Consider the following 23,619-nt stretch of genomic DNA (forward strand, 5'->3'; position numbering starts at 1 on the left):
GAGAAATGTTCTCGCCATCATACGTGTTTTTCAGCGTGATAAGAGGAACGGACCAGTGGAGCGCTCTCCACCTTTTTGAACCCTTTTTGTAAAGCAATTGATTTATAAGACTCAAACTGTTCGGGCGTCACATATTCTTTCACCGGAATATTTTTCCGGCTTGGCTGCAAGTATTGCCCGATTGTCAAGACGGAGACGCCGGCAGCCCGCACGTCATCCATTAATTCGCAAACCTCCTCGACTGTTTCACCCAGGCCTACCATTATACCGGTCTTAGCTACGACGCCTTGTGCGGCTATACGCGCAAGCACGGAGAGGCTTACCTCGTACTTCGCTGCGCTACGCACCTCGGGACTGATACGGCGAACAGTTTCCATATTATGGGATATTATTTCAGGAGCGGCTGCCACCACTTTATCCACCAGTTCCAACCGTCCCTGAAAGTCGGGGATTAAGACCTCTACCGTCGTTTCCGGATTGACCGCTTTTATCGTACGGATCGTATCGACCCAATGCTGCGCACCCAAATCAGGCAAATCATCCCGGTCGACAGAAGTAATGACCGCATGTTTCAATTTCATCAGCCGGATGCTTTCCGCCACATTCGCAGGTTCCTTCGGGTCCAACGGGAGCGGCTTGCCAGTCAACGTATTGCAGAAACGGCAAGAACGCGTACAGATATCTCCCGCAATCATAAAGGTAGCCGTCCCCCTACTCCAGCACTCTCCCATATTCGGACATTTCCCGCTGGTGCAGATCGTATGTAGGCAGTGGGATTCAACGATGCTTTTTGTTCGTGTGAACTGTTCGTTCCCACCCAGCCGGATTTTTAACCAATCCGGCTTTCTCAAATGTTTTGACATTATAAGTTACAAATTATCAAATAAAAAGTTAGACATTCTGGTATACAGATGATAGCGGGTGTTTCCACCGTAGATGCTATGGTTACGGTCTTTGTAGACCTGCATTTCAAACTGCTTTCCGGCTTGTACCAAGCTTTCGGCATAATCCATTGTCTGCTGGAAATGCACATTATCGTCGGCTGTGCCATGAATCAACAACAACTTCCCCTGCAAATCCTTCGCCAGACGGATCGGTGAAGTAGCGGCATAACCTTCAAAATTTTCTTTTGGCGTACGCATAAAACGTTCCGTATAGACAGAATCGTAATATTTCCAATCAGTAGGAGGTGCAACAGCAATACCGGCTTTAAAAGTTCCGTTGCCAACACTCATGGCCATCAGCGTATTGTAGCCACCGAAACTCCATCCCCAGATAGCCATGCGGCTCTTGTCGACAAACGACAATTTACCTAAAGCCTGTGCCGCTTCCACCTGGTCCCTGGATTCCAGTTCCCCCATCCGCAGATAAGTACACTTACGGAAGGCTTCTCCACGGGCACCTGTACCACGTCCGTCCACACAGACCGTAATAATCCCGTTAGCCGCCAGATATTGTTCCCAGTCAAAGCCATATTTATCCAACACCTGCTGGGAGTTCGGACCACTGTATTGGAACATTAGAACCGGATATTTTTTCGATTCATCAAAGTCGACCGGTTTCACGATCCATGCATTCAGTTCATAATCGGAAGCTGTACGCACTTTGATAAACTCTTTCTTGGCATATGAATAGCCAGCCAGCTTATCGACCAGACGAGCGTTATCCTGAAGGACCCGCAGGACTTTATTCGACTTCGTCTCGTTTACGGTAATTTTGACCGGCGTATTCGCATTTGAATATTGATTTACATAATAAGCGAAGTTATCGCTGAATGTTGCATTATTCGTTCCTTCCTGCGTGGAAAGTTTCGTCTTTACTCCTTTCGCATCGATTTTATATATAGCACGCCGGATCGGACTTTCTTCGGCCGATTCATAGTAGACCGTCTTTGTCGCTTCATCATACCCCAGGAACGCTGTCACATCCCAATTGCCCTTCGTCACCTGGCGCTGCATGACACCCGTAGGAGAATACAGATAAATATGCGCATAGCCATCCTGTTCGTTCACATATGAGAAACTGTTCGCATAGAAATGGATAGAGTTCAACCATTCCGAATCGACATATGCCTTATTTTCGTCACGCAGGATCAAACGGAAAACACCGCTTTTAGGATTCGCATAATACATATTGAAAACATTCTGATGACGGTTCAAGGTCATCACAGCCAACTGATCGTCATTATTCGTAAAAACAATCCGCGGAATATAGCTATCCGCCTCTACCGGAACTTTCAATTCTTTCGTATCTTTCGTCGCCACGTCATAAGAATGCAACGTAACTTTCGAATTCTTCTCACCGGCCTTCGGATATTTATAATTATAATAGCCGGGATATAACCCATCTCCGAACATCTGCATCGAATATTCGGGCACTTCCGATTCGTCGAAACGCACAAAAGCTAGTTGTTCACTGTTCGGCGACCAAGCCATCAGGTTCGTTACGGCAAACTCTTCTTCATAGACCCAATCAGTAATACCATTCAGGATTTTATTCAGCTCACCGTCTTTCGTCACCTGGACTTCCGTATCGTAATCAAATTTACGAATCCATATATTATTGTCACTCACATAAGCGACCATCCTCCCGTCCGGCGAGAATGTCGGAATCATTTGCTTGCCTTTCGAATCTGAAATCGGTTTCACATAATTACGGCGCACATCGTAGTCATACACATTCGCCTTGAATGAACGGCGATAAATCGGTTCCGTATCGCGCCATACAAGAATATGGTGTCCGGTGCTGCTGATCGTATATCCGTCGAACTTGTCAAACGTACACTCACGCGCTTTCCCTGTATTGAATAAAGTATCAACCGGATTTCCAGTACGATAAGAATATTTTATAATCATGTTGCGAGCATCGTTCATCGCCGTATAATGCTCGCCGTCAGGCATAGAACGCATTTCTCCAATATTAGTAACCTGGCGGAACTGACCGTCTGTAATTTCTTTTAAATCGACACGTTTGCTCCCATTCTGGGCTGCCAGGCTCCCTACCAGCAGGAACGAAAGTAAAGCACCAAACCCTAATCGTTTCATGTATGATTCTATTTTTATCTTAATATTTCAGTTAGAACGGATTGCAAAGTTACTACATTCTTGCCGTATTTGGCAGAAAATTGTCAATGATTAAAGGATATTTGTGTAGAACAAAGGCTTCCGGATATCATTTTATCAAATTATTAACCACCGGACATTGCCCTTTAACCATTATAAATTACCTTTGCCCTTATGGAAAACAGCAAACCATATCGTGATTTCGGAGACTTCTTGCGGGAAGTATTCCCTTATAAAGTGCAAAAGATATCGATCAATGCCGGCTTCACCTGTCCCAACCGTGACGGGACGAAAGGTTTCGGCGGTTGTACCTACTGCAACAACCAAACATTCAGCCCGGAATACTGCCATACCGAAAAAAGCGCAACGGAACAACTGGAAGCAGGCGTTCGCTTTTTCTCCCGTAAATATCCGGAGATGAAATATCTGGCCTATTTCCAAGCATACACAAACACGTATGACAAACTGGATTCATTGATCTCCAAATATGAAGAAGCCCTCGCCTGTCCGGATGTCGTCGGACTGATCGTCGGAACACGCCCGGACTGTATGCCGGACGCGCTATTGGATTATTTCTCCACTTTATCCCAAAAGAAGTTCGTGATGATCGAATATGGCCTGGAGAGCACGCTGGACCGCACCTTAACCCGTATCAACCGGGGACATACACATGCCGAATCGGAAGAGACCATCCGTCGCACGGCGGCCAGAAACATCTACACGGGAGCCCACTTGATCTTAGGCCTTCCGGGAGAAAGCAGGGAAGAGATATTGCACCATGCCGACATTCTGTCCGCCCTTCCTCTCACGACGCTGAAGCTCCATCAATTGCAGCTTATCCGAGGTACGCGCATGGCCAGGGAACAGGCGGAACATCCTGAACAGTTCCATCTCTACACCGCCGATGAATACATCGACCTGGTCATAGACTTCATAGAACGATTAAACCCCTCTATTGTCGTAGAGAGGTTCGTATCACAATCCCCAAAAGAGTTGCTGATTGCACCAGATTGGGGACTTAAGAATTTTGAATTTACAGCCAAGGTAAATAAACGTATTTCAGAACGAAATGCGCGGCAGGGGCGTCTGCTCAATCCTCCTTCTTCGGAGCCAGTTCTCCCTGGTATGTGATATTCTGCCTATTAGTCGGCGTTACGCTTATGATCGCGGAACCATTTGAAAATACTTGCATATTGAAACGGAAAGTATCTTCTTTGGTACGGGCTACGAATTTAATTCGAGCGGTCCCCTTCTTATCGAAGGTTGATTGATAATCGGTAATTGATTCTTCAAAACGCATCCCATCGCCTCCACCATACGGCAAAGAATATGCCCTGCCGAAATAAGGCAGATAAGAAATCGCCGAGTCACCGCGCATTTCAAGAGAATAAGGAGTCGTCAGATTAACCGTACGTCCTCCCATTGGCAACGCCCGGTCCACCTCGATCGTAAACCGGCCGTTTTCTATCATTTCTTTTATCTCTTTTGCTTTCTGTTCCTTCCTCTCTTTCTTACTTTGAGAATAAAGGGATTGCCCCCCCAAAAAAAGGACAATCCCCACAAAAAAGAATAACCTAATGTTCCTCATATAACCTTAAATAACTAAACACTATTATTTGCCTATGTATATATAAGACAATTCAAAGCCTTAAAAGGTTTATTCGTTTATCATTAAATTACCTTAAAAACAAAGACTTAATCACTATCTGATTTCAAACATTAACTTCCTGCATTTGTATATGTCCCTTAACTTTACTTTATTTGTCCCTTCAATTTTCTGAAACAGATTAATAAATTTATGGAGAAAAAACATCAGTATCAAGGATTAACCAAACAAGAAGTAGAAGAAAGCAGGCGCCTTCACGGCGAAAATATCCTCACTCCTCCAGAGAAAGCCTCTCTATGGAGCCAATTTCTTGAAAAGTTCAACGACCCGATTATCAAAATCCTATTGGTGGCATGGTTCTTATCCATGATTATCGCCGGCGTACATTGTTGGGGACCGGAGGCTAAAGGCTTCAGCGCTTTCCTCGAACCGATCGGCATATTCTTTGCCATCATGTTGGCTTCTTGCGTCGGCTTCTTTTTCGAAGTCAAAGCAAACAGAGCATTCGACGTTTTGAATACAGTCAATGATGATATTTTCGTGAAGGTGATCCGCGAAGGGAATATCTGCCAGATTCCGCGAAAAGAGGTGGTCGTCGGCGATATAGTCGTACTTGAAACGGGAGAAGAGGTCCCGGCCGACGGACATCTATTGGAAGCGATCTCCCTCCAGATCAACGAATCGACATTGACCGGCGAACCGATCATCAGCAAGACGACCAACGAAGCGGACTTCGATGAAGAAGCGACCTATCCGTCTAATGTTGTCATGCGCGGAACGACTGTTGTCGACGGACACGGCGTTATGGCGGTGGAGAAAGTCGGTGATGAAACCGGATACGGGAAAGTGTATGAAGGCTCGCAGATAGAAAACAATATCGACACACCGTTGCAGATGCAGCTGGCAGGGCTGGCAAAAGTAATCAGTAAGGCCGGCTATGCGATTGCCGCCATCACTTTTATCGCACTGCTGACAAAAGTATTACTGTCTTCAGCCGGAATGCCGGTCATGGACCTGATCTCGCATATTTTGAATATCTTTATGGTAGCCGTCACGTTGATCGTCGTATCCGTACCGGAAGGTTTGCCGATGAGCGTAACCCTCAGCCTTGCACTCAGTATGAACCGTATGCTGAAAACAAACAATCTGGTCCGCAAAATGCATGCCTGCGAAACAATGGGGGCTACCACTGTTATCTGTACCGATAAGACCGGAACACTCACACAGAACCAAATGCAGGTATATCAGACAAACTTTTATAACCTGAAAGACCAGCAATTAGGAGACGACTGCCTGAGCGTGCTGATAAAAGAAGGAATATCGGTCAACTCAACCGCCTTCCTCGATTTCTCCGAAGAAAAGATAAAAACATTAGGGAACCCGACAGAAGCAGCCTTGCTGCTATGGTTGAACAGCCAACATCAGAATTACCTGGAAATAAGAGAAAATGACCGGATACTGGACCAATTGACATTCTCCACCGAACGGAAATATATGGCAACAGTCGTACAATCATCCTTATTGGGCAAACGCGTGCTGTATGTCAAAGGTGCTCCGGAAATCGTACTGGCGAACAGCAATCGGGTGGCTATCGACGGCACCTACAAACCGGTAGAAGAATGCAAAGCCGGTATCGAAAAGCAACTGTTGGACTATCAGAACCAAGCTATGCGTACGTTGGGATTCGCCTATCAGATACTGGAAGACGGGCAGGATGCCGCATTTTTCGTGAACGGACGGCTGCACAAGACGGACCTTACTTATTTAGGTATCGTCGCTATTTCCGACCCTGTTCGTGCTGATGTTCCGGCTGCTGTCCAAAGTTGCCTTGATGCCGGCATCGACATCAAGATCGTGACCGGCGACACTCCGGGAACGGCTAAAGAGATCGGACGACAGATCGGAACCTGGAAGACCGGAGACACCGAACGCAACATCATCACCGGCCCAGGCTTCGAAGCCTTGACTGACGAAGAAGCGCTGGATCGTGTGCTCGACTTGAAGATCATGTGCCGCGCCCGACCGACTGACAAACAACGCCTAGTACAATTGTTGCAACAAAAAGGAGCCGTAGTGGCCGTCACAGGCGACGGTACCAATGACGCCCCGGCCCTGAAAGCCGCACAGGTCGGACTATCTATGGGAGACGGAACCTCCGTGGCAAAAGAGGCAAGCGACATCACGATCATAGACAACTCGTTCAGCAGCATTACCCGGGCGGTAATGTGGGGACGTTCACTGTACCGGAACATCCAGAAATTCTTGTTGTTCCAGTTGACGATCAATGTGGCGGCCTGCCTGATCGTCTTGTTGGGGTCTTTATTGGGGACCGAATCCCCGCTTACGATCACCCAGATGCTTTGGGTGAACCTGATTATGGATACATTTGCCGCCGGAGCACTGGCTTCACTACCACCTAACGAACGGGTGATGAAAGACAAACCTCGCCGGAGCGGTAAGAACGGCGACTTTATCATTACCCGCCCGATGGCTTACAATATTTTCGGTGTCGGTCTCGCATTTGTAATCGTTTTGATGGGATTGTTGCTTCACTTCCATGCACAGGACGGACTGACGCCGCACGACCTATCTTGGTTCTTCAGTTTCTTCGTGATGCTTCAGTTCTGGAATATGTTCAATGCAAAAGCGTTTATGGAAGGCCGCTCGGCATTCGCCAACCTGAAAGGGTGCAAGAGTTTCTTGATGGTGGCCTTGCTCATTATCATAGGGCAATATCTGATCGTCACGTTCGGCGGCGAGATGTTCAGTGTCGTCCCGTTATCCTGGAAAGACTGGGGAATCATTATCGGCTCGACTTCTCTGGTTCTCTGGATCGGAGAGATAGGTCGGTTAATCGAAAGATGGAGAAAATAAATAAAAAAAGAGGGTTGCGCCAAAAACTGACGCAACCCTCTTCACTTACATCTAAATCATTAACGGAGATTCTTACTTCTTGTAAGTTTTATATCCATAAACAGCCAAGTCACCCAACTCCTCTTCGATACGGAGCAACTGGTTGTATTTCGCCATACGGTCCGAACGGCTCAAAGAACCGGTCTTGATCTGCCCACTGTTGGTAGCAACGGCGATGTCGGCGATCGTAGCATCTTCGGTCTCACCCGAACGATGCGAAGTGACGGAGGTATAGCCGTTACGGTGTGCCATTTCGATTGCATCCAGTGTTTCAGACAACGTTCCGATCTGGTTCACCTTGATCAGGATAGAGTTGGCACAACCTTCCTCGATACCTTTCTTCAGGAATTCTACGTTTGTCACGAACAGGTCGTCACCGACCAACTGGCATTTGCTTCCCAGCGCTTCAGTCAGCAGTTTCCAGCCGGCCCAATCGTTTTCGTCCATACCGTCCTCGATAGAGTCGATCGGGTATTTGGCTACCAGTTCGGACAGATAAGCTACCTGTTGCTCGGCAGTACGCTTGGCTCCCTTGGCTCCTTCAAACTTCGTATAATCATATACGCCGTCATGATAGAATTCGGAAGAGGCACAGTCCATGGCGATCGTTACGTCTTTACCCGGCTCGTATCCGGCAGCTTTAATGGCAGCCATGATGGAGTTCAGAGCGTCTTCCGTCCCATCCAAAGCAGGAGCAAAACCACCTTCGTCACCGACAGCCGTGCTCAGGCCGCGATCGTGCAACACCTTCTTCAAGGCATGGAAAACTTCGGCACCCATGCGCAAACCTTCCCGGAAGCAACAAGCGCCAACCGGACGGATCATAAATTCCTGAAAAGCGATCGGGGCATCTGAATGCGAGCCGCCATTGATAATATTCATCATCGGGACAGGCAATACATAGGCATTCGTCCCGCCGATATAACGGTAGAGAGGCTGGTCCAAATAGTTAGCTGCCGCCTTAGCTACAGCCAGAGAAACGCCTAACATGGCGTTGGCGCCTAAATTAGACTTTGTCTTCGTACCGTCAAGTTCAATCAGTTTATGGTCGATCTCACGCTGGTTCAGGGCGCTCATACCCAGGATAGCGGGAGCAATTACATTATTTACATTAGCGACAGCTTTCAGAACGCCTTTGCCACCATAGCGTTTCTTGTCACCATCACGAAGTTCGATTGCTTCGTTTTCACCGGTAGAAGCGCCAGAGGGAACAGCTGCGCGGCCAAAAGCGCCGGAAGCCAAATGTACATCTACTTCAACAGTCGGGTTACCACGTGAATCAAGGATTTCTCGTCCTACTACTTTTACAATTTCCATATTTTTACTATTTGAGTTTTATCTTTCGTACAAATATAACAAAAGAGGACGAAGCTTTGTTGGGGAAAGGGGATCAATATTGTCTATCGCCCCATTTACAACGACATCGACAATTCGATCCGATATCCTAAAGCGTTCATAATGCGATAGAATGTTTATACATAACGAATCCCAAAAGGAAATGCCACCTCCCCTACTTTTTCCGAACAAAACTTTCCGGCTTTCAGATAAACGATTATCTTTGTTACACTATCCGGCATTGGATAGCGACCTAAAACCTGTCAAACTATGAAATCAGACATGTTTATTGATCCGAAATCGGATTACGCGTTTAAAAGGTTTTTCGGTACTGTGTCGAACAAGGAGCTTACAATCGGCTTCTTGAACAGCCTGCTTAACAAGGGTATCAAAGATATCATATTCCACAACGTGGAAATGCAAGGCAACAATACTGATAGCAGGAAAGCTGTATTCGATTTGTTTTGTGAAGGATCGGATGGGGAGCTTTTCATTGTCGAAATCCAGAAAAAGAGACAAAAGTACTTCTCCGACCGTGTACTTTACTACGCTTCGTTTGTTATACAAATGCAGGCTGATATAGAAAGCGAGAAGTTCCGGTTGGCAAAGGAGGAGGAGAGAAGACGGTGGAACTATCATATCAACAAAGTGTATGTAGTCTGCTTTTTGGACTTCCGGCTCGATACGCGCTACACTGACAAATATCGTTGGGATGTCGTGCGCATGGACCGTGAACTGAAAATTCCGTTCAGCGAAACACTGAATGAGATCTACTTGGAGCTTCCAAAGTTCAACTTGAACTTTGAGGAATGCGATACGTTTTACAAAAAGTTTTTATACACGATGAACAACATAGACATTATGGGACAGTTATCAAAAGAAACAATACAAAACGACAAACTCCTGCGAAAACTCAAAAGCGCTATCGAACTACAACGCATGAGCGCTAAAGAACGCTTAGCATACGAACTAAGTATTGCAGCCGAACGCGACCTGGCTGCCTGCATGGCTACAAGTTTTGAGGAGGGGGAGGAAAAAGGGATGGCTAAAGGCATCGCCGAAGGAATGCGCAAAATCATCCTGAACATGAAGCAGGCAGGTATGGATCTTGCCACCATAGCCAAGACAGCCGGACTACCGGAAAAAGAGGTGGAGGCGCTATTGAAATGAATTACAGCCTTGAAGGATCAAGATGAACTGCAACGTAATAATATAACGAAGCCCTTGCAACCAAACGATTGCAGGGGCTTGTTTTTTTGTCTGCCTCCGGTCTTCACAGAGGGAAGGACAGAAGAACTTTTTATAATTTCATTAACTTTAGTATTAATATTCACCGCTTGTTCCCCCTCGCGAGGTAATTGGCCGCTCCCAAGTAACGGCTGCAAGGCCAGCTATCCGGGAAATACCGCACGGTGATATTTAGAATTATTTGATTATAAAATGTCATATGTCTCTGTAGGGGCGGGATTCTACTCCGCCCTTACGATAGACAACAGTATTGTTTTTTAGTATCAATCGTTATTTAACGATAGCTTTTACAGCTTCTTCACCTTCAACAGCTACGACTACGATACCCTGCGGAGCAGCGATTGTAGCGTTGTCAGAAGAAACAACCGTGTTAGCTACTACCTGGCCTAAAATGTTGCTGATGACAACTTTCTTACCGGCAGCACCAGCGATTGTTACGTTACCTTCGCCAGATACAACTTTAACTGTTGCAACTTCCACGTCCTCGTTAGCTGTTGCATCGCCTTCGCCCAATGTAACAACCAGAGCTTTTTCCACCTGATTTGTAAAGCCTAACTTACCGTTCAGGTTGTACAAATAATAATTCGGAGCAGAAATCGGTCTGATTACATAGCTGCTTTCAGAAGCTTTCATAATGTAGAACTTGAAGTTATCAACACCACCCAAGCATACATCTTCTTCTTCCTCTTCTGCAACCAAAACAGTCTCGCCGTTTACAGTCGTAGAGATTGTGTCAAGACCAGCCAATGTTGCCGGACGGAAAATAGCTTTCAAATCGCCATCACGTCCATCAGCAGCTACATAAGAGCCTTCCAAAGCATAGTTTACATTATATACATAATCAGCCTTGTTAGCATCCCAATGAAGCATAGAATCCGTTGCGAAATACAAGAAGCCTCTTGCTTCTTCTTCACCATTACCTTTAGAGATATAGAAAGAATGGAAATCCTTGTCGATATCAGCTGTATCCAACCAGAATGTCATACCTTCGCCGATAATACCTTCCAAGATACCGTTCTTGTTCTGTTTCACAGCAACAGCACCTTCTTCGCTATTGAATGTAGCGTGACGTGCTACAGCTTCCAATGATTCAGAAAGAGCGTTAAAGTCAACCGTTACAGCTGAATAAGGAGCATCCAGTTCATCCAAAGTTGCAGTACCAGCTTCAAAAGAAGCAGAAGATGTATTTACAGACCATTTCTTTGCATCAGCCTTAACAACAGCTGAGTAACTAAGAGCATCTGTAGCTAAAGAAATTTGAGCTTTAGTAAAACGCATCATAGCATATGTTCCATCCGCATTCTTTTTGAAGAATAAACGCTGCGCGTTATCTTTATCATTTGCTGCTTTATAATCACTAGCAACACCACCAAAATACTGCTTAGAATTATCGTTCTTCAAATTGTACAGCAAATAAGAAGTCGCAATGTTTACAACAGAGTCTTTCTGTTTTACATCTGTTCCGTCCAGATAAGCATATTTCATCTTATTTTTTACGCTTTCAGCCTTTTCAAACATCCACTGAACGCTATAAGCAGCATTGTTGATAGGAACAAAGTAAGCAGGAGTAGCGCTACCTGTGTAAGCCATGTACAGCTTTTCAACCGTTACCGAACCAGTACCGTTGAAAACCAATTCAGTCTGCTGGCTCAACTGTGCATCTGTCAATGCCAAGAAGCCTTCGCTTTCAGTTATCGGAGTCAGTTTGACAATCTGATATTTCCAGTTAGCAACCGTAGACAAATCTGCACCGGAAGCAGGAGCATTTACACCATCAATAGAAGTTATAGAAGTTCCATTGCTCAATGTAGCATTACTGATTACATATTCGCCAGCCTTGTCTGTCTTATACATGCTGACAGTGAAAATCACGTTTGTTTCACGGTTTGTGAATGTAAAGTTACGACCACTTACAGAAGAGATTACCCACTGAGCCAACGGAGCATTTACATCTACATTTTCCGGAGCTGCTACGGCTGCGCCGAATGCAGCAGCACCATAAGTCGGGATCAAATATTTGCCATACAAAGAAGAAGCAGCAGCAGTAGTGTTAGCCGGCTTAGTTCCCAAGAAAGAGATGTTGTAGATAGCAGCATCGTCTGCTTTCAATACGTCAGCAGCAGCAGCCCAAGTGTTGCTTGTTGTCATAGCCAAAGACAGTTTGTCGGCGTTACCGGAACCAACAGTCGTGATATAAGTCTTGATACCTCCTGTAGTCAAAGAGTAAGCACCTACAAACAAGTTTGAAGCAGCCGTGTTGTCATTACCTTCAACTTTAGCAGAAGCCAATGTAATCGTATATTCACCTTCTGCATTCTGAGGATCATCTTCTGAAACAGCAAAAACACCGTTCACGCTTGCAACTTTACCATCTTTCTTAACGTTGTTATTGGCCAACTTGTTACCTTTTACAGTTGTAAAGTCGTAGCCTTCACCATCTGCAGCATCCAAGCCTGTGATACCAAAGTTCTTTTCCGGATTCAATACGATAAATGTTGCAGCTTCAACCTGTGCTTTTGTAAAGCCTGTTACCAACAGTTTCTTACCGGCAGCGTCAGCTTTAACAAAATACATACCAGATGTTGCAGGAGTAGAAATTACACTTGCAGTCAATGCAGCATCTACAGCAGATGCATCTACAGCAATCATCTGATCTGCAAACAGATTGACATCCGGATCAGAAACTGCATTCGGGAATGCAAACTTGAAGCCTTGACCGGAAAGGTTGGCGTTCAAATCATCGACAGTGAGGTCTGTTTTAGCAACCCATGCTGTAGCTGCTGTTCCCCCAGCACTTACATCATATGTCGTAGCGGCAGTTGAATTAACTTCAAATTGACCAGCCAAATTCAAAACTGAAAGTTTTGTAAAATCCAATCCTTTACCTTCTACAGTAAAGATGTTTGTAACAGTTGCAACATCTGTCACATCAGCACTTAACGCATTACCATTTGCTTTCGTCACATAAAACGGTTTTCCATCAGCTTTCAATGTAAACGTAGAAAAGTCACCAATTGCATTGTAAGCATAATCAGCAATTTCAAACAAAGCAGCATTTTCGATAGCAGCATCACCTGTAGCATGATAAGTGGAAACAGCCGTTCCATTTACTTTGTGAGTTTGATCTACTTTGATGTAACCATTTGTTGTGTTACCCAAGTAGAACTTTGCACCATTCTGCAAATCACCTTTTGCGGCTTCCGCTGTAGGAGCAGCGTTTGCAGAACCAAACAACGCACCTACCATCAGTAAGCCCGCTGCCAAAAGAGTAGAAATTCTCTTGTTCATAATCTAAACTTTAATATTAATAATACTATAAATTGAAATGTTCTTTCTATATATATGTACACGCGTTTATAATGTACACGTGTTAACTTTCGTATATTGATAGCAAAAACGATCGTTTTTTTTCGTCATTTTTTTCGCCTTTTTGGGAAGTTCGTGTTGAAAAGGCGGTTTTTTGTCCTCGAATTGCTATCTAATTGATAAGAAAGGATATAGATGTAGGATTTTTTTTGCAGAAAAGAGTTGTGGTTTTAAAAAGTATATGTATTTTTGTGCTGTAAAAATGACGAAAAAAAAGGATCCTTTTTTTTCGTCATTTTTACATCCTACAAACAGCTCATCCACAACGATTTACCCCTAAAAACTACATTCTAAAAATTCATTAACGCCGTTTTCGTTCAAAAATCGGTGTTTTTTAGGGAAAACCCCGATGCTTACTGCGTTTCGAAGGGGTATGTGTCCGTCGTTGGTCCGATGCTTACCGGTCTGTTTTTTGAAGCATTCCGGATTTTGCCTGAAAAACCTGCCAAAGTCTGCCAAGTCTGCCAGGACCTTTTTAAATTTCGACAACCTGTTTTCCCCGTTCCGTTTTTCGGTAGTAACCATTTCCTTCTGAGACGATTAGGTCATTTTTTTGTAGTTTACGGAGGAATTTATCGACTGTTGATTCGGAAATTTCACGGACATTCGCTTCCCTGACCACATCAATGCGTTTGAAAGAATCAAGAAGAGAGACAAACAAGTTGCGCAAATGGTGCGGGAACCGAAAATGCACCTCCGACGCCGCGCTCTGCAACGATGTAGCCACGACATAGGCATGTTGCAAACAAACCTTGCCGAGATGGAAGGCGGTGGCGAAATCATCGTCGCTGATCGTCCAGACACGCTCCGGACAACCACTCTCGCCCTTGCGCAACACGGTCAGCCCCATTCCTATGCGAAAAATAGCCAAGCGATAGCGCAGAACCGTCGACTCCATGTCTTCGTTGCCGAAAGAACGGACATTGTAATACTCGCGCTCGAAAAAACGATCGAGGCGTTTACGCTGGGCATCACTGAATTTGACCCATGTCGGAGAGCCGTCGAGAAAAACCCCGATATCGAGCACACGCTGCCCCAAGGCTTCAAAATATTCGGATGCTGCCGGACTATCGTCAGCCGAAGTCAACGGACGATAGGCCCCGCTTCCCGGTATACGGTACATCAGGATACGACTGAAAAGGCCGTTTTCGGTCGAAGGGATCAGACGGGGAAGCATGGCAGGAGTACCGCTCAGCAGCAATGCCAAGTTGGGCCGTCTGACCATGAACGATCCGCTGCTTTTAGTCGAGCTACCTACAGGTTCATGATGATACGACTTGTTCAACACATCATTATATTTGCCGAAATCCTGCGAGAACATACTCAAGACCGTCTCCATCTCGGTATCGACCATGCAGGAGGTGTAGGGATAGTTGGCTTCGAGCAGTTCCACAAGTCGGGCCTGCGTAACGTTACCTGTCAGCGCAAGGTTTCTCTGTTTCACCATCTTCGGCTTTGACGGAGCCGGCCCGAGCAGCTGTTTAGAGGCCTGTTTCTGACGTTTTTGCATCTTGTAGTTATCGTATGCTTCCTGCAAATCTTCATATTCTTCGACCTGGTGGCGAGAATTATCATAAATATACTGTTGCCAGGGTTCGAGCATCCGTTGCAGAGCTGCGATACGTCCTTTCCCACTTCCAGAACCACCGGTTATGATCGTGTAAAAGGCAGGTGTGTAATCGTGTTCACCCAACGAGCCTTTGACGCCGGGGGTCACACTGCTCAGGAGTGTCAGCGAAGAAATCAGCAAAATATCGCGATCCGTACAGCTGTACGCATGTTTCAATATGTCCGTGAGAAGAGGTGGTAAATGATCGTAAATAGCCTCGTCAAAGCGAGGGAGAAGGGTGCTATCCAGCTCTATATCATCACATTCTCCATGTTCTACATCCTTTTGTGCCGTTTTTGGAAAGGGGGTGGCAGACTTGGCAGATTTGGCAGATTTCGGGACAGAACAAGTCCCATCCGGATGGAACGCACAGCTCCCGTGCGAAGCACTGTAGCGCCGGTAGATGTCGTTTACCGTCGTCTCGACCTCGACAGTCGGGAAGTCGGCCGAGCCGTAGCGGCGGACACACTCTCGGGCGGCGTCGTAAGGAGAAAAGCCGGCATTATTCAAGGCCGAAGACAACTTCACAAGATAGGAATGGCGGTTGCCGGGAACAAAAGCATTGCTTTGTTCGTACTTGTCGATGTAGTTCGAAAGCCTCATGCCGGAACACATGCCTGCGGAGGGATGCCCGGAACCGGCCTGAAGCTCCGGACTGGCAACGGGGATTTCGATCACTTCGGATTCTTCTTTATAAAAAGCGTCCGGGTCATGGCTGGCGAAACAGCCACGGTTCGGATCTTTCCCACTGATGTCCACCTTCACACCCGGAAGATCCGTCTCTACACGGCGGCGGACGACTTCAAAGGCCGGATAATGGTCCTTCAACCCACTGTCGACCAATACGAAAAGCTTGACACCACTGCCGGAAGGGCTGACGTGGCCGGCTTTCACATACGGGAGCTCGGCTGCCCGGAGGAGCAATTCGGGGACGGGTATAGGTGAATCGTCTATATCGACTACCGTGCACGCGCTATAGCGTACCATGTGCTCAAGTTTGCGGCCTCCCTCCATCACGCCGCCGGCGACATAGAGGGGTAGTTTTTTCTTGTAAGCATCCGCTTCATCCTTTTTTCCGGCTTTGATAAGCCCGCGCAGATAAGCGATCCGGCTTGCATATTCGCCACTTTTCACATTACCGATGTACTGATCCAAGGTCATCAAACTGGCGTTCCCTGTCTGGAACGCAGAGTCGAAGCTAGTTCCTTCGACTTCTTTTTGTATTACCATACTACTATGTATTAAATGAAAGGCTACAGTCCCTGTCGGAACGTTTCGTGCGGCTCTTTCGGTTGTTTGTTATTTCTAAGGTTCCCCCAAGTGCTCGACCAGGCAGGCTACCTGCTTCGGCGTATAGAGTTTCTGGAATTTCACCCACCCCGCAGCCAAGAGTTTCTCTTTCAGACCACGTGAAGTCCGTATCCATACCCACATCCTTTTATAGGCGATCTCCGGGGTACAATCCGGGAAATAAAGGAGTGCGAATTCGGTAACCCCCATAGCCCCTTTTGCCGATATAAGCTCTATTTTTTTATCTTCCATAATAATTTTGATTTAACCATTCTAATACATTATAAATGTACGACATTTTTTGGTACTACACAAAGAATCCGACAATTATTTTACAAAAAAACAAGAAATACTGCCGAAACCTCAGCTAACCGTATATACCTTTCCCGCCAGGCCACCGGACGTCGTATCTTTGTTATATAATAATTCACTAACCCTTAATCTATTAATCGTATGTCAGTAAAGTACAAACTTGTTTTAAAGAAAGACTTGACCAAAGGTGCGGCAACCGACGCCAAGCGGTATTATGCCTCGGCCAATGTCACAGGTATGATGGATTTCGACACGATCTGCGATGTGGTGGCAGACCGTTCGACGGCCAGTGACGGTGATGTAGCGCTCGTCTTGTTGGGATTGATCCGTTGTATGCAGGAAGCGTTGTTGCGTGGCGAAGTGGTCCAGTTGGGTGCATTGGGCAACTTCCGGCTCTCGCTCGGAAGCTCCGGAGTGGTAAATGCAGACGATTTTCACGCATCATTGATCAGGAAGCCTCGAATAATCTATTCTCCGGGAGTTAAGCTGCGCGAAATGATTGCCAAAGTGAGTATTGAACGCATTGGACAAGAGACAGATAAGTCCGATGCAGGTGGTGAAGATGACAGACCCGGAGAATTATGAAACCAGCGCAAATCAACTTCGTAAAAGAATGCCTACCGGCAGCTGTGTCGGCAGGAGCCGCCTTCAACCTGAATCCACTGGCCATTCTGGCACAGGCGGCATTTGAAAGTGGCTGGGGAACGAGCAACCTGGCAAAGGAGTCGCGGAACTATTTCGGACTGACCGCCTATGGGTGCAGCAACGCTTATTGGCATGGCGGGAAAACAACCGTAAAGGCTTCCTCCTATCCATTGAATTTCCGACGCTATGACACACGAGAGAATTCCTTCCTCGATTTCGCCCGCTTGATACGGAACAGCTATCGCTCCGCCTGGCAGGTGAGTAACGATCTACAGGCATACGCAAAGGAGATAGCTTACAGTCCCTACATCAGCGAACTAAACGGTGATAACCGGGAAACCTACCGGCTCAGCATCATCCAAATCGCACAGACAATACAGGCGATTATGGCGTTAATCGTATTATAAACTCTAAACGACTATCCATCATGAAGAAGATCAGAAAGGTTCTTGAATTTATCTTGGCTTTGTTGAATTTTATGTTCCACTTTAAACCTACACCGGATGAAACACCTTCCATCAGCCCTGAAACTTTTCCTCGCCCTGATCCTCAGGATCCTGAGGAAAGGGATGAACCTCTATTTGAGACTGTCTGTTAGGATCAGGCTCTGGTAAAACACAAAAAAGCCCGTCTGCGAAAGGGCAGACAGGCTTTTTTTATTTGTTTGTTGAATAAGCCGGAATTATTCGGCAGCTTTTTCTTCAGCAACCGGTGCTTCTGCAACAGGAGCTTCTGTTTCAGCAGCTGTAGACTTTTTGCGAGAACGTCTTGTCTTAGTTGCTTTCTTAGCCGTAGCTGTCTTCAACATGTTTTCGTTGTAATCAACCAGTTCAATGAAGCACATTGCTGCGTTGTCACCCAGACGGTTACCAGTCTTCAGGATACGAGTGTAACCACCCGGACGATCACCGATCTTCTGAGATACTTCCTTGAACAATTCTGTTACAGCATATTTGTCTTGCAAATTGCTGAATACCACACGTCTTGAGTGAGTTGTATCCTCTTTAGACTTAGTGATAAGCGGTTCTACGAACTTGCGAAGCGCTTTAGCTTTAGCAACAGTCGTAAAGATTCTCTTATGTTTGATAAGAGAACATGCCATGTTTGAAAGCATTGCGTTACGGTGAGTGTTCGTACGACCTAAATGATTTATTTTCTTATTGTGTCTCATCGCTATACTTACTCTTTATCTAATTTATATTTAGTGATATCCATACCGAATGAAAGGTTCAGACTCTCAAGCAGTTCATCAAGTTCTGTAAGTGACTTCTTACCGAAGTTACGGAATTTCAACAAGTCATTCTTGTTGAATTTAACCAACTCACCTAACGTTTCAACATCTGCGGCCTTCAAGCAATTCAATGCGCGAACGGAAAGATCCATATCCGAGAGCTTGCTCTTCAGCAACTGACGCATGTGAAGCACTTCTTCATCGAATTCCTCATTACCGTCAGTATCAACTGTCTCGATAGCAATCTTTTCATCTGAGAACAACATGAAATGGTGAATCAGAATCTTAGCTGCCTCTTTTAACGCTTCCTTCGGATGAATAGAACCATCAGTGGCTATTTCAAGAACCAACTTTTCGTAGTCCGTCTTTTGCTCAACACGGAAGTTCTCAATCGAATACTTGACGTTACGAATAGGTGTGTAAATAGAGTCGATTGCAATCACGTGCATGTCTGCATTCGGGTCTCTGTTTTCATCAGCGGGAACATATCCGCGACCTTTGTTAATCGTCAGCTCGATCTGGAAACCTGCGTTCGGATCCAAACGACAAATAACCAACTCAGGATTCAATACTTCGAACCCGGTCAGCTGTTTACCAATATCACCGGCTTTGAACACTTCCGAACCCGAAACAGTAATACTTACTTTTTCATTCTCTATGTCGTCTACAATATGCTTGAACCGTACTTGTTTCAAATTCAAGATAATGTTTGTCACATCCTCGATAACACCGGGGATTGTACCAAATTCATGGTCAACCCCTTCGATCTTAATGGATGTAATAGCAAAACCTTCAAGTGACGACAGGAGAATACGGCGCAAAGCATTACCTATAGTAATACCGTAGCCGGGTTCCAACGGACGAAATTCAAACTTTCCGAAGAAATTGTCCGCTTCCAACATTAATACTTTATCGGGTTTTTGAAATGCTAATATCGCCATGGAAATCAATTATTATTTAGAATACAATTCTACGATCAACTGCTCTTTAATGTTTTCAGGAATGTCAGCTCTTTCCGGCAGATGCAGTAATTTTCCGCTTAAAGAAGACTGATCCCATTCGATCCAAGGATACTTGCTGTGGTTGAATCCTGACAGTGCGTCGGCAATCACTTCCAAAGACTTGGATTTTTCTCTAACACCAATAACCTGACCGGCTTTTACAGAGTAAGAAGGAATGTTTACAACCTTACCGTCTACTGTAATGTGACGATGAGAAACCAACTGACGGGCAGCAGCACGCGTCGGGGCGATACCCAAACGGAACACTACATTGTCCAGACGGCCTTCCAGCAACTGCAACAGCACTTCACCGGTAATACCTTTTGAACGTGATGCTTTTTCAAACAGGTTTCTAAACTGTTTTTCCAATACACCGTAAGTGTATTTAGCTTTCTGCTTCTCACGAAGCTGTATTCCATACTCAGAAGTTTTTCTCTTGCGGGCATTTCCGTGCTGTCCGGGAGGATAGTTCTTCTTTGAAAGAACTTTATCCGGTCCGAATATTGCCTCACCAAACTTACGGGCAATTCTTGTTTTAGGTCCAGTATATCTTGCCATTTTTTTATTGTTTTAATGTTCTGTTCTGAATCTGGAACCGTGCAGCCGCGACTACAGAGAGGATAAGGTCTTTGTGTAATCTATTCACAATTCCGGATTCAATGTTCAAGAAACTATAGTTAATTATACTCTTCTCTTTTTCGGAGGACGACAACCATTGTGAGGAAGCGGAGTAACGTCGACGATCTCTGTTACTTCAATGCCTGCACCGTGGATAGTTCTGATAGCAGACTCACGTCCGTTACCCGGTCCCTTTACGAATACTTTTACTTTTCTCAAACCAAGATCGTAAGCTACTTTTGCACAATCCTGAGCAGCCATCTGAGCTGCATACGGAGTGTTCTTTTTAGAACTTCTGAACCCCATCTTACCAGCAGAAGACCAACTGATTACCTGACCTTCGCTATTAGCAAGAGATACAATAATGTTGTTAAAAGAAGAATGAATATGAGCTTGACCGTAAGCGTCAACTTTTACGTTTCTCTTCTTTGCTGCGACTGTTTTCTTTGCCATATCAATTCTTATTATTTAGTAGCTTTTTTCTTATTTGCAACAGTTTTCTTCTTACCCTTACGAGTACGAGCGTTGTTCTTTGTGCTCTGGCCTCTCAAAGGCAAACCAATACGGTGACGAACACCTCTGTAACATCCGATATCCATCAGACGCTTGATGTTCAGTTGAACTTCAGAACGAAGATCACCTTCTACTTTGTATTCAGCGCCAATGACTTCACGTACTTTTGCAGCCTGATCGTCTGTCCAGTCTTTTACTTTGATATCACGATCGATCCCTGCTTTATCTAAAATGGATTTTGAAGCGCTACGACCAATACCATAAATATAGGTCAAGGCAATTTCTCCTCTTTTATTTTGTGGCAAGTCTACACCAACTATTCTTATAGCCATATTACTTACTTAAATTATTTTGCAAAAATAATAAATTATCCTTGACGTTGTTTATACTTAGGATTTTTCTTGTTAATAACGTATAAGCGTCCCTTTCTTCTAACGATTTTGCATTCGGGAGTACGCTTCTTTAAAGATGCTCTTACTTTCATATCTTGTTGTTTTTTTTATTTATATCTAAAAGCAATTCTACCTTTCGATAGATCATACGGAGACATCTCAACTCTTACTTTATCACCGGGAAGGATCTTAATGTAGTGCATCCGCATCTTCCCTGAGATATGAGCAGTGATTTCATGTCCGTTCTCTAATTCTACACGAAACATTGCGTTCGACAATGCTTCTACTATAACTCCATCTTGTTCGATTGCTGACTGTTTAGCCATATAAAATTAAATCAAATTAAATTGCATTATTACCTAAAACTTCTTCTAAAAACTCGAATGAAGACAAGATTTGGGGACCTTCGGGACGGATCGCGATACAATGCTCGAAATGAGCCGAACACTTTCTGTCTTTCGTACGGACTGTCCAACCGTCTTTCTCAAAAGCGACATTCTTGCTTCCCATATTAATCATCGGTTCTATGCAGATGCACATACCACTGCGTAACAAGGGACCGCAACCAGGGCGCCCGTAATTGGGGACTTCCGGTTCTTCGTGCATCTTACGTCCGATACCGTGGCCGACCAGCTCTCTGACAACAGAGTAACCTTTCGATTCACAATAGGACTGTACGGCATGACTGATGTCTCCGAGGCGTTTGCCTTCGATGGCATGCTGGATTCCCAGGTAAAGTGATTCCTTTGTCGTCTTCAACAAGTTTTTCACTTTGGGATCGACTTCGCCCACACAAAACGTATAAGCCGAGTCACCGACAAAACCATTCAAAACCGTACCGCAGTCGACAGATATGACATCCCCCTCTTTCAGTATTGTCTTAGAAGAAGGAATACCGTGCACAACCTGTTCATTCACGGAAGCACATATGGAATTAGGAAAACCTCCGTATCCCAAAAACGCCGGAACCGCACCATTATCTCTAATGAATTCTTCGGCAATCTTATCGAGTTGAAGCGTATTGACACCGGGAGCAATATGTTTGGCCAATTCGCCAAGCGTCTTACCTACCAGTTGATTCGCCGTACGCATCAACTCAATTTCTTCATCTGTTTTTAAATAGATCATTCTAAATTAATAAGCACCAACTGCGCCTGAGCGACCTTTAATTCTTCCTGACTTCAACAAACCGTCATAATGACGCATCAGCAAATGACTTTCTACTTGCTGCAGTGTATCCAACACCACACCAACCAGGATCAACAAAGATGTTCCGCCAAAGAACTGCGAGAACTCCATACTTACACCGGCGATCCGGGCAAAAGCAGGCATGATAGCCACTAATGCAAGGAAGAATGCTCCCGGCAAAGTAATACGGTCCATGATGGTATCCAAATAATCTTTGGTACTCTTTCCTGGCTTAACGCCCGGAATGAACCCGTTGTTTCTCTTCAGATCATCCGACATCTGAGTAGGATTGATCGTGATAGCTGTATAGAAATATGTAAACAAGATAATCAGTACAGCAAATACGAAGTTGTACCAAAATCCGGTATTGTCCATAAACGCAGCTACGAAACCAGACTGTTCGCCTGTGCTTGAGAAACCGACGATTGAAATAGGAATAAACATGATTGCCTGGGCAAAGATGATAGGCATTACGTTTGCAGCATTCACCTTAAGGGGGATGTACTGGCGTGCGCCACCATATTGTTTATTTCCAATGATCCGTTTTGCATATTGCACAGGGACCTTGCGAGTACCTTGTACCAACAGGATCGCACCTGCGATAACCAACAAAAGGAACAACATTTCAAACAAGAACATAACCAGACCACCGGTTCTCTCACTCGTCCGGGAAACAAATTCCTGGAACAACGAATGCGGCAGACGGGCTATAATACCAACTAAAATGATAAATGAAATACCATTTCCAACACCTTTATCTGTAATTCTTTCACCAAGCCATAAGATAAACATACTTCCAGCAGCTAAAATAACTGTAGAAGAAATTGTAAACCATATACCTGCAGGCAGAGCTGCTCCGGCGGCTTTCAGCTGTACACTTAAGTTAACAAGATAAGTAGGACCCTGGAACAGAAGGATAGCAACTGTCAGATAACGAGTCCACTGGTTGATCTTACGACGACCACTCTCACCTTCTCTCTGTAATTTCTGGAAAGAAGGAACTGCAATTGCCATCAACTGCATCACGATGGAAGCGGAGATATACGGCATAATCCCTAATGCAAAAATAGAAGCATTAGAGAAAGCACCACCAGAGAACATGTCCAACAACGCCAGCAATCCGCCTCTTGTCTGTTCCTGTAAAGCGGTCAACGCTTTAGGATCAATACCCGGAAGAACGACGTATGTACCGAAACGGTATATAGCCACCAATAAAAGAGTGGTGAGGATCCGATTTCTCAGATCCTCAATCTTCCAGATATTTTTTATTGTTTCAACTGCTCTCATAAC

At 45.1% G+C, this 23,619-nt stretch carries 22 protein-coding genes; 6 read left to right on the forward strand and 16 right to left on the reverse strand.

Annotated elements, in window-relative coordinates; genetic code table 11:
* Positions 1 to 17: 17 nt before the first annotated feature.
* Together lipA and NQ564_RS12740 are read right to left on the reverse strand one after the other, a co-directional pair.
* Entirely contained in the window at positions 18 to 863 is an 846-nt protein-coding gene (gene lipA / locus NQ564_RS12735; RefSeq protein ID WP_008156908.1) for a lipoyl synthase, read from the reverse strand.
* 6 nt (positions 864 to 869) lie between these two features.
* Positions 870 to 3,044, reverse strand: coding sequence for a S9 family peptidase (locus tag NQ564_RS12740; RefSeq protein ID WP_008149879.1), 2,175 nt, complete (start codon positions 3,042 to 3,044; stop codon positions 870 to 872).
* 192 nt (positions 3,045 to 3,236) lie between these two features.
* Between NQ564_RS12740 and NQ564_RS12745 the strand changes: the two genes are divergently transcribed.
* Positions 3,237 to 4,193: a TIGR01212 family radical SAM protein gene (locus NQ564_RS12745; RefSeq protein WP_008149881.1), complete on the forward strand. Its 957-nt coding sequence runs from the start codon at positions 3,237 to 3,239 to the stop codon at positions 4,191 to 4,193.
* Here the strand turns inward: NQ564_RS12745 and NQ564_RS12750 are convergent.
* Positions 4,153 to 4,650 (reverse strand): DUF4251 domain-containing protein, encoded by a 498-nt coding sequence (locus tag NQ564_RS12750; protein WP_129650158.1) that lies wholly within the window; start codon positions 4,648 to 4,650, stop codon positions 4,153 to 4,155. The genes NQ564_RS12745 and NQ564_RS12750 overlap by 41 nt on opposite strands.
* Before the next feature lie 210 nt (positions 4,651 to 4,860).
* Between NQ564_RS12750 and NQ564_RS12755 the strand changes: the two genes are divergently transcribed.
* The gene (locus tag NQ564_RS12755; RefSeq protein WP_008149883.1) at positions 4,861 to 7,542 is read left to right on the forward strand and encodes a calcium-translocating P-type ATPase, PMCA-type; all 2,682 of its coding nucleotides are present in this window, start codon (positions 4,861 to 4,863) and stop codon (positions 7,540 to 7,542) included.
* Between the two features lie 72 nt (positions 7,543 to 7,614).
* On the opposite strand, the gene eno is transcribed toward NQ564_RS12755, so the two are convergent.
* Positions 7,615 to 8,898, reverse strand: coding sequence for a phosphopyruvate hydratase (gene eno, locus NQ564_RS12760; protein WP_129650160.1), 1,284 nt, complete (start codon positions 8,896 to 8,898; stop codon positions 7,615 to 7,617).
* A gap of 288 nt (positions 8,899 to 9,186) precedes the next feature.
* Between eno and NQ564_RS12765 the strand changes: the two genes are divergently transcribed.
* Positions 9,187 to 10,086, forward strand: a complete 900-nt coding sequence (locus NQ564_RS12765) for an Rpn family recombination-promoting nuclease/putative transposase (protein ID WP_008149888.1) — start codon at positions 9,187 to 9,189, stop codon at positions 10,084 to 10,086.
* Between the two features lie 348 nt (positions 10,087 to 10,434).
* On the opposite strand, the gene NQ564_RS12770 is transcribed toward NQ564_RS12765, so the two are convergent.
* The 3 genes from NQ564_RS12770 to NQ564_RS12780 all read right to left on the reverse strand — a co-directional run bounded on the left by NQ564_RS12770 (position 10,435) and on the right by NQ564_RS12780 (position 16,681).
* On the reverse strand, positions 10,435 to 13,452 hold the full coding sequence (locus tag NQ564_RS12770) for a DUF6383 domain-containing protein (RefSeq protein WP_129650162.1): 3,018 nt from the start codon (positions 13,450 to 13,452) through the stop codon (positions 10,435 to 10,437).
* Between the two features lie 553 nt (positions 13,453 to 14,005).
* A complete protein-coding gene (locus tag NQ564_RS12775) occupies positions 14,006 to 16,369 on the reverse strand; it encodes a DUF3987 domain-containing protein (RefSeq protein ID WP_008149896.1) in 2,364 nt (787 codons plus the stop codon).
* A 75-nt stretch (positions 16,370 to 16,444) separates the two neighbouring features.
* Positions 16,445 to 16,681: a DUF4248 domain-containing protein gene (locus NQ564_RS12780; protein WP_008149898.1), complete on the reverse strand. Its 237-nt coding sequence runs from the start codon at positions 16,679 to 16,681 to the stop codon at positions 16,445 to 16,447.
* A gap of 201 nt (positions 16,682 to 16,882) precedes the next feature.
* On the opposite strand from NQ564_RS12780, the gene NQ564_RS12785 reads away from it, so the two are divergent.
* From NQ564_RS12785 to NQ564_RS12795, 3 genes are read left to right on the forward strand one after another with little or no spacing between them, the layout of a single operon-like run.
* Positions 16,883 to 17,326: an HU family DNA-binding protein gene (locus NQ564_RS12785; RefSeq protein WP_008149899.1), complete on the forward strand. Its 444-nt coding sequence runs from the start codon at positions 16,883 to 16,885 to the stop codon at positions 17,324 to 17,326.
* On the forward strand, positions 17,323 to 17,793 hold the full coding sequence (locus NQ564_RS12790) for a glucosaminidase domain-containing protein (protein ID WP_008149901.1): 471 nt from the start codon (positions 17,323 to 17,325) through the stop codon (positions 17,791 to 17,793). Before NQ564_RS12785 ends, NQ564_RS12790 begins: the two co-directional genes overlap by 4 nt.
* A 20-nt stretch (positions 17,794 to 17,813) precedes the next feature.
* A complete protein-coding gene (locus tag NQ564_RS12795; RefSeq protein ID WP_008149903.1) occupies positions 17,814 to 17,984 on the forward strand; it encodes a hypothetical protein in 171 nt (56 codons plus the stop codon).
* 84 nt (positions 17,985 to 18,068) lie between these two features.
* On the opposite strand, the gene rplQ is transcribed toward NQ564_RS12795, so the two are convergent.
* From rplQ to secY, 9 genes are all read right to left on the reverse strand, one after another.
* On the reverse strand, positions 18,069 to 18,557 hold the full coding sequence (rplQ, locus tag NQ564_RS12800) for a 50S ribosomal protein L17 (protein WP_008149905.1): 489 nt from the start codon (positions 18,555 to 18,557) through the stop codon (positions 18,069 to 18,071).
* Between the two features lie 8 nt (positions 18,558 to 18,565).
* Complete coding sequence (locus NQ564_RS12805; protein WP_005634785.1) at positions 18,566 to 19,558, reverse strand: DNA-directed RNA polymerase subunit alpha; 993 nt, start codon at positions 19,556 to 19,558, stop codon at positions 18,566 to 18,568.
* A 12-nt stretch (positions 19,559 to 19,570) separates the two neighbouring features.
* Positions 19,571 to 20,176 carry a 30S ribosomal protein S4 gene (gene rpsD / locus NQ564_RS12810; RefSeq protein ID WP_008149909.1) on the reverse strand — a complete coding sequence of 202 codons (606 nt, stop codon included), beginning with the start codon at positions 20,174 to 20,176 and terminating at the stop codon, positions 19,571 to 19,573.
* Between the two features lie 123 nt (positions 20,177 to 20,299).
* On the reverse strand, positions 20,300 to 20,689 hold the full coding sequence (gene rpsK / locus NQ564_RS12815; protein WP_005634781.1) for a 30S ribosomal protein S11: 390 nt from the start codon (positions 20,687 to 20,689) through the stop codon (positions 20,300 to 20,302).
* Positions 20,690 to 20,700: 11 nt separating this feature from the next.
* Positions 20,701 to 21,081, reverse strand: a complete 381-nt coding sequence (rpsM, locus tag NQ564_RS12820) for a 30S ribosomal protein S13 (protein ID WP_005634778.1) — start codon at positions 21,079 to 21,081, stop codon at positions 20,701 to 20,703.
* Positions 21,082 to 21,116: 35 nt separating this feature from the next.
* Complete coding sequence (gene ykgO / locus NQ564_RS12825; RefSeq protein WP_005645768.1) at positions 21,117 to 21,233, reverse strand: type B 50S ribosomal protein L36; 117 nt, start codon at positions 21,231 to 21,233, stop codon at positions 21,117 to 21,119.
* A gap of 15 nt (positions 21,234 to 21,248) precedes the next feature.
* Positions 21,249 to 21,467, reverse strand: a complete 219-nt coding sequence (infA, locus tag NQ564_RS12830; RefSeq protein ID WP_005634776.1) for a translation initiation factor IF-1 — start codon at positions 21,465 to 21,467, stop codon at positions 21,249 to 21,251.
* Positions 21,468 to 21,483: 16 nt separating this feature from the next.
* Entirely contained in the window at positions 21,484 to 22,269 is a 786-nt protein-coding gene (gene map / locus NQ564_RS12835; protein ID WP_008149918.1) for a type I methionyl aminopeptidase, read from the reverse strand.
* Between the two features lie 6 nt (positions 22,270 to 22,275).
* Positions 22,276 to 23,616, reverse strand: coding sequence for a preprotein translocase subunit SecY (gene secY, locus NQ564_RS12840; RefSeq protein ID WP_008149920.1), 1,341 nt, complete (start codon positions 23,614 to 23,616; stop codon positions 22,276 to 22,278).
* Between the last annotated feature and the right edge of the window lie 3 nt (positions 23,617 to 23,619).

This window comes from Parabacteroides johnsonii DSM 18315 (assembly GCF_025151045.1).
In the GTDB taxonomy this organism is placed as follows: domain Bacteria; phylum Bacteroidota; class Bacteroidia; order Bacteroidales; family Tannerellaceae; genus Parabacteroides; species Parabacteroides johnsonii.

What these genes read in the sequence shown, in the direction of transcription:
- lipA (WP_008156908.1), bottom strand. Translation starts at nt 863, where the DNA reads ATGTCAAAACATTTGAGAAAGCCGGATTGGTTAAAAATCCGGCTGGGT.
- NQ564_RS12740 (WP_008149879.1), bottom strand. Translation starts at nt 3,044, where the DNA reads ATGAAACGATTAGGGTTTGGTGCTTTACTTTCGTTCCTGCTGGTAGGG.
- NQ564_RS12745 (WP_008149881.1), top strand. Translation starts at nt 3,237, where the DNA reads ATGGAAAACAGCAAACCATATCGTGATTTCGGAGACTTCTTGCGGGAA.
- NQ564_RS12750 (WP_129650158.1), bottom strand. Translation starts at nt 4,650, where the DNA reads ATGAGGAACATTAGGTTATTCTTTTTTGTGGGGATTGTCCTTTTTTTG.
- NQ564_RS12755 (WP_008149883.1), top strand. Translation starts at nt 4,861, where the DNA reads ATGGAGAAAAAACATCAGTATCAAGGATTAACCAAACAAGAAGTAGAA.
- eno (WP_129650160.1), bottom strand. Translation starts at nt 8,898, where the DNA reads ATGGAAATTGTAAAAGTAGTAGGACGAGAAATCCTTGATTCACGTGGT.
- NQ564_RS12765 (WP_008149888.1), top strand. Translation starts at nt 9,187, where the DNA reads ATGAAATCAGACATGTTTATTGATCCGAAATCGGATTACGCGTTTAAA.
- NQ564_RS12770 (WP_129650162.1), bottom strand. Translation starts at nt 13,452, where the DNA reads ATGAACAAGAGAATTTCTACTCTTTTGGCAGCGGGCTTACTGATGGTA.
- NQ564_RS12775 (WP_008149896.1), bottom strand. Translation starts at nt 16,369, where the DNA reads ATGGTAATACAAAAAGAAGTCGAAGGAACTAGCTTCGACTCTGCGTTC.
- NQ564_RS12780 (WP_008149898.1), bottom strand. Translation starts at nt 16,681, where the DNA reads ATGGAAGATAAAAAAATAGAGCTTATATCGGCAAAAGGGGCTATGGGG.
- NQ564_RS12785 (WP_008149899.1), top strand. Translation starts at nt 16,883, where the DNA reads ATGTCAGTAAAGTACAAACTTGTTTTAAAGAAAGACTTGACCAAAGGT.
- NQ564_RS12790 (WP_008149901.1), top strand. Translation starts at nt 17,323, where the DNA reads ATGAAACCAGCGCAAATCAACTTCGTAAAAGAATGCCTACCGGCAGCT.
- NQ564_RS12795 (WP_008149903.1), top strand. Translation starts at nt 17,814, where the DNA reads ATGAAGAAGATCAGAAAGGTTCTTGAATTTATCTTGGCTTTGTTGAAT.
- rplQ (WP_008149905.1), bottom strand. Translation starts at nt 18,557, where the DNA reads ATGAGACACAATAAGAAAATAAATCATTTAGGTCGTACGAACACTCAC.
- NQ564_RS12805 (WP_005634785.1), bottom strand. Translation starts at nt 19,558, where the DNA reads ATGGCGATATTAGCATTTCAAAAACCCGATAAAGTATTAATGTTGGAA.
- rpsD (WP_008149909.1), bottom strand. Translation starts at nt 20,176, where the DNA reads ATGGCAAGATATACTGGACCTAAAACAAGAATTGCCCGTAAGTTTGGT.
- rpsK (WP_005634781.1), bottom strand. Translation starts at nt 20,689, where the DNA reads ATGGCAAAGAAAACAGTCGCAGCAAAGAAGAGAAACGTAAAAGTTGAC.
- rpsM (WP_005634778.1), bottom strand. Translation starts at nt 21,081, where the DNA reads ATGGCTATAAGAATAGTTGGTGTAGACTTGCCACAAAATAAAAGAGGA.
- ykgO (WP_005645768.1), bottom strand. Translation starts at nt 21,233, where the DNA reads ATGAAAGTAAGAGCATCTTTAAAGAAGCGTACTCCCGAATGCAAAATC.
- infA (WP_005634776.1), bottom strand. Translation starts at nt 21,467, where the DNA reads ATGGCTAAACAGTCAGCAATCGAACAAGATGGAGTTATAGTAGAAGCA.
- map (WP_008149918.1), bottom strand. Translation starts at nt 22,269, where the DNA reads ATGATCTATTTAAAAACAGATGAAGAAATTGAGTTGATGCGTACGGCG.
- secY (WP_008149920.1), bottom strand. Translation starts at nt 23,616, where the DNA reads ATGAGAGCAGTTGAAACAATAAAAAATATCTGGAAGATTGAGGATCTG.